Here is a 5112-nt window from a genome sequence, read left to right on the forward strand (position 1 = left end):
TTACTTCAGGATATTGTAAAGTATTATTGTATTTTTCAAGCATTAGTATAGATAATTTTGAATACTCAAATCCAAGATTATGATTTGATAAAACTGCACCTTGAAAAATTACTCCAAATACCATATACCCAATTATTGATTCTTTTGTATTTCCATATTTAAGACATAAATTTATAATTTTTACAGAAAGTGATACACATAATTCTGGTTTTATTTGATATGCAACTTTTAATAAAGCAGAAAGAATACGAATGAGCATAATAATATTTTCATTATTAGCTTCTGGAAGATTTAGTAAATCACTAGTTTTTTTTGACTTTAATTTAATCTTTACATTAATAAAATCTTTTATAAAAAATAGTTTATTGAATGTTTTTGGAAGTTTTAAATTAAAAAGTGCACTTGCAACTCTTCCTACTTCATAAGCTTTTTTGAAATCACTTATATCAGTATAAAATTTAATTATAAGTTCATAAATAGCTGCTTTTTCAAGTATATCAAAGCTTAAACTTATTGCTAAGTTATAATATTTTATTGCTTCCTCATAATTATGACATAAATGCTCACATTGAGCTCTTTGTACTAATATTGAAATATATTCATTAGATTTACTCAAAGATGGGTATAAAAGCATAACTTGTTTACTAAAGCTTAAAGCATTTATAAAATCTCCACTCTTGATTGTATGTTTACATGCTTTTATATTTAATTTTGCTAAATACTCTTTTTGTGTATTATCGTTTATTAAAGATGATGATATATTAAAATGATTTACACAAGTAATAAGTTTTTTATTTTCTAGTTTTTCATAAGATGAATATATATTATTAGCAATTGATAAATGAATATTTTTTAATTGCGTTTTATCTAATGATGAATAAACTACTTGCTGCATTCTATCATGAGAAAAACTATATTTTTTCGACTCTTTAATATCTTTATCTAAATTACTTATTATCCACTCTTCTTCTAAAAGTATATTTATAGATTCATCAAATAATTCATCATCGTTATATACTTTTTTAAGCAGTTCTTGTGAGAAAGTACTTCCAATACAAGATGCTATATTAAGTAAATCCTGTACTTTAGAAGGAAGTAGTGTAACTCTTTTACTTAGAATATCAAAGACATTATCACTAATTGGAAGTTTATAAATTTGTTCTAAATTACAATTCCATTTTAAATTATCTACATCAAAATAAATAATTGAATCTTTTTGTAATTGCTTTAAATATTGTTTTACAAAAAATGAATTTCCTCTTGTCTTTTGATATATAATATCTGTAATTTTATCAACCTCATCTAAGTTCATATTATCAATAATTAATTTTTTTATTGTATTTTTTGACATAGGTAAAAGGTTTAATTCATTAATATTTACATCTAAAGAACGCATTTTATTTAAAAAGTTAGAAAAAATATGTTCTTCTTTAACTTCATCATCTCTATACGACACAATAAAAATAATATTTTTTAGATTTAAAATAGCATTTTCAAGCCATTTTAATATTACAAAATCAGTCCATTGTACATCATCTAAGAAAATACATAAAGGTTTGTCAACTTCACAAAATAATTGTATATATTTTATTAATAATGAATCAAACCTAGCTTTTGTGTCAGTAGGACTTAAAATCTCAATTTTTTCTTGTTTTCCTATTATTGTTTCAATTTCTGGAATTACATCAATAAGAATTTGCGCTTGAGAATCAAAAAGTTTATTTAACTTATTCTTCCAAATATGAAGTGTTTTCTTATCTTCTATAATTACTTTTTTTGTTAAATTTCTTAATGCAAGGTATAAAATTTCATAAGAATTGTTTTGTTTATATTTATCAAGCTTAGCTTTTACAATATATGAAAACATATCTTTTTTATCATTTAGTACATAATCAATTAATGTTGATTTACCAATGCCTGAAATTCCTGATACACAAAGTAAAAGATTACTGTCTATATTGATATTATTAATAATATCAATAATTTCTTCTTGTTCTTGCTTTCTACCATAAAGATTATCATAGTATTTTAAATCAAGAATCTTTTGTAAATCATCTATTTTGAAATCTTCTATTATTTTATTTTTATTTAAAAAAGATGTACATTTATTTATATCTGTATGTATTGATAAGACTTGGTAATATCTTTCTTCAATATTCTTAGCCATCATTTTTTCAATAATTTTAGATAAAACAATTGGTATATCTTTATTAATATCTTTTATTAATGGTGTTTTTTTTGTAAGAAGTGTATTTGAAAAAGAAGAATAATCATCAAATGAGTAAGGTAAAGAACCACTTAGCATATAATAAAATATTACCCCCAAAGAGTAAATATCAACTCTATGGTCAATTTGATTTTGTAAATTTTGTAATTGTTCGGGAGCTTTAAACTCTAAGAACTCTTCTGGTTCTGCTACTTTTATATTATTAATATTACAAAAACTAGAACAATAAGAGTATGTTAAATCAGAAATTTTGATATTTTCTTCATCATCTATTAAAATTGAAGATAAAGATAAATTTTTATGAATAATATTTTTATTATGTAAAAAAGAGATTGCTTTACATATTTGAGTAGATATTTTAAAAAAACTTTCTAAATTAAGAGTTTTGTTTTTTAAATAATCATCAAGAGTTTGAGCTTTAAAATACTCTTTAACTAAATGAGTTTTACCATTGTTTTCAACTAATTCATATACTTTGATTATATTTGAATGTATACTTTCTTTTAGTAAGCTATATTCATTATATAACTTTTCATTATTTTCACTATTGATTTCTTTAAACGATTTTATAATAATATCTTCGTTTGATTTTATTTTTTGATATAAATACCATTCAATATGATTAGATGCTTGAATCTTTCTTATTTTTTTATAATCTTTAGTATCTATAATAAAACCTTTTAATATTAATTTAATTATTATATATAAAACAAGCAATAACTTTCTTAAAGTTTAATAAAATTATAAATTTTTTTATCACATTATTATTCAAGTAAATAATGTTATATTATATAAAATAAACTGCATAAATAAGGCTACAAGTGAAAATAATACATTTTAGTGACACACACCTAGGATACAATGACTTAGATATCTTAGATGAAAACAATATAAACCAAAGAGAAGCAGATTTTTATGATGCATTTTCTCAGATAGTTGAACAAATTAAAACAATCAAGCCTGATTATATAATTCATACAGGGGATTTATTTCATCGAAGCAGTCCTAGTAATAGAGCTATTACTTATGCTTTGCAAAAGTTTAAAGAAATAGATGAACTTAATATTCCATTTATATTAATAGCAGGTAATCACTCAACTCCAAGAACAAACCTATCAAGTCCAATACTTAAAATCTTTGAGAACTTTAAAAATATCTATGTATCGTATTCTCAAGAGTATAAAAAAGTAGAGTTTGATGATGTAGTTTTTCATACCCTTCCTCATATGAATGATGATAGCAAAGCAAATGAACAAATAGAACTTTGTGAATCTAATATTGATAAATTAAAAAAGAATATTATGATGATGCATTGTAGTGTTGGTGCTTGGTATTTAATGCAAGAGTTTGGAGAGTGGGTATATCCAACTAATAAAGAGTATATTTTTCAATCTATGGATTATGTAGCACTTGGTCATTGGCATGGTTTTGGAGCAGTATCAGTTAAAGGAACTAAAGAGAAGTATCCTAATGTATATTATTCAGGTAGTAGTGAAAGAACAAGTTTAAATGATAAAAGAAATTCAAAAGGTTTTATAGAACTTGATATTAAAGAAACTCTTAGTGTGCAGTATAAAGAAATAGATATAAGAGCAATAAGACAAAAACAAATAGATTGTGAAGATTTTGAAACTTCTATAAAAGATATTGATATTAGTGATACAAATAATGCAATAGTAGATGTAAAACTAGTAAACCTAACAGCCTTACAATCAATTGATATTCAAAACTCTCAAATAAAAGAGTTATTTCCAAATGCAATGAGTGTAAATATAAAAAGAGAGTTTAAGAAAAATGCAAATGAAACAAATATAGATGATGTTGAAGCATTAAGTCTAGAGGATTTTTTTATTGAACATATAAAAGAAGATAGCGATAATAAAGAGTTCGATAGATTAAAAACAAAAGTACAAGAGTTATTTTCACTATATGAGGAGTCATCAAATGATACTATGTAAACTAAGACTAGAAAACTTTAAAAAGTACACATCTTATTCTATAAATTTTGGTGAAGGACTTGTTGGAATTATTGGAAAAAATGGTAGTGGAAAATCAACAATTTTTGAAGCTATTTTATTTGCACTATATGGTGAACTAAAAAACAAAGGTTACAAAGAAGTAATAAGAAATGCAAATGCTACTACAAAAGATGCCGTTGTTGTTGAGCTTGATTTTGAGTTTGATGGTATTGAGTATAGAGTAAGTAGAGAGTTTAGAGGAAAGGCTTTAAGTGCAAATGCAAAGTTTTATAAAAACGAAGACTTAATTACAACAGGAGCAAAAGAAGTTACAACTTCAATAGTAAATCTTACAAAAATGAGTAAAGATGCTTTTATTCATACATTATTTGCTTCACAAAAAGAGCTTACTAGTTTAAGTAGCCTAAAAAATGAAGATAGAAAAAAGATGATTCGAAAACTACTTGGTTTAGAAAAGATTGATTTTATTGAAAAAGAGCTAATAGAGAAAAGTAGACAACTTAAAAGAGAAATAGGGGCTTTTGCAGAAGTTTTATTAGCCCATGATGAAGTAAAGATTAAAAATGAGCATATAGTAGAGTATAAACAAAAAGAAGAAGAGTTTGAAAAAGAGTGTGTAGTTAAATCACTTGATTTAGATAAAAACAAACAAGCAGAACAAAACATAAATATAGAGTTAAAACAGTTTCAAACAACAAAAGAGAAAAAACAAAATCACTATGCAAAAAAAGAGCTTATAAAAAATAGCATAGATTCACATATAGTAAATCAAACAAAACTTTCAAATGAAGTAAAAAACTTAGAAGAGAAACAAAAAGAGCTAAAAGGCTTAAATGTAGTAAAAGATGAATATATACAACTACATGAGAGTATTAAAGAGCAAGAGAAACTAAAAGAGTACCATAT

3 protein-coding genes are annotated in these 5112 nt (G+C 23.9%); 2 read left to right on the forward strand and 1 reads right to left on the reverse strand.

The features are described 5' to 3' along the window. A partial coding sequence (locus tag ACERKK_RS11085) for a serine/threonine-protein kinase PknK (protein WP_373773140.1) occupies window positions 1-2944 on the reverse strand: 2944 nt, incomplete at its 3' end. A 104-nt stretch (window positions 2945-3048) separates the two neighbouring features. Here ACERKK_RS11085 and ACERKK_RS11090 point away from each other — a divergent pair. Next, window positions 3049-4185 (forward strand): exonuclease SbcCD subunit D, encoded by a 1137-nt coding sequence (locus ACERKK_RS11090; RefSeq protein ID WP_373773141.1) that lies wholly within the window; start codon window positions 3049-3051, stop codon window positions 4183-4185. Further along, the coding region (locus ACERKK_RS11095) for an AAA family ATPase (RefSeq protein ID WP_373773142.1) at window positions 4172-5112 on the forward strand (941 nt) is incomplete at its 3' end. The genes ACERKK_RS11090 and ACERKK_RS11095, both read left to right, overlap by 14 nt.

Source organism: Poseidonibacter sp., from assembly GCF_041821165.1.
Classification (GTDB): Bacteria; Campylobacterota; Campylobacteria; order Campylobacterales; family Arcobacteraceae; genus Poseidonibacter.